Genomic DNA, 637 nt, shown 5'->3' on the forward strand with positions numbered 1-637 from the left:
CAGTAGCCTATAGGCTACACTCCCAATATGAGCTACGAGATTGTATCGACAGAAACATTCAACAGGTGGCTTGCCAAGGTTAAGGATCGCCAAGCGAGGAAAGCTATAGCTATGCGGCTTACCCGCGCAGAAGCCGGAAATCTTGGTGATGTTAAGCCTGTTGGTGGTGCGGTGAGTGAAATGAGGATTTTTGTAGGAAAAGGCTACAGAATTTATTTCACAATCCGAGATGGAAAGCTTGTGATTTTGCTCTGCGGTGGCGACAAATCCAGCCAAGCAAGAGATATACAGCAGGCTAAAGACATATTGAATGACTTGGAGGATTAAGTTATGGGAGAGAAACTATCAGCTTTCAATCCAGTAGATTTCCTGCAAGGGGAAGACGAGATTGCTGAGTATCTGACCGAAGCATACCTTGACGAAGACCCAAGTGTTTTCATCATTGCTCTCGGTCATGTTGCAAAGCATAAAGGCATCAGCACATTAGCCAAAGAAACCGGACTTAATAGAGAAAGTCTCTATAAAACTTTCAGTGGTAAAGTCCAGCCAAAATGGGACACCATTCACAGGCTTTTGCGTGCTCTCAAAGTTCGCCTAGCTATTGCTGGCTAAATCCAGTTCCCCGCGCCTAACAATA

Annotated in this window: 2 protein-coding genes; both read left to right on the forward strand. The window is 45.1% G+C overall.

The genetic code is table 11. The features are described from left to right. The first annotated feature begins 27 nt into the window (after positions 1–27). Positions 28–327: a type II toxin-antitoxin system RelE/ParE family toxin gene (locus tag ACY2RQ_RS19690; protein ID WP_490114717.1), complete on the forward strand. Its 300-nt coding sequence runs from the start codon at positions 28–30 to the stop codon at positions 325–327. Positions 328–330: 3 nt separating this feature from the next. Then, the gene (locus tag ACY2RQ_RS19695; protein ID WP_490114718.1) at positions 331–612 is read left to right on the forward strand and encodes an addiction module antidote protein; all 282 of its coding nucleotides are present in this window, start codon (positions 331–333) and stop codon (positions 610–612) included. The last annotated feature ends 25 nt before the right edge of the window (positions 613–637 follow it).

Source organism: Parendozoicomonas sp. 209JJ7-1, assembly GCF_058147085.1.

Bases quoted from the DNA above. Each gene is read 5' to 3' on its own strand.
- ACY2RQ_RS19690 (WP_490114717.1), top strand. From the start codon at position 28: ATGAGCTACGAGATTGTATCGACAGAAACATTCAACAGGTGGCTTGCC.
- ACY2RQ_RS19695 (WP_490114718.1), top strand. From the start codon at position 331: ATGGGAGAGAAACTATCAGCTTTCAATCCAGTAGATTTCCTGCAAGGG.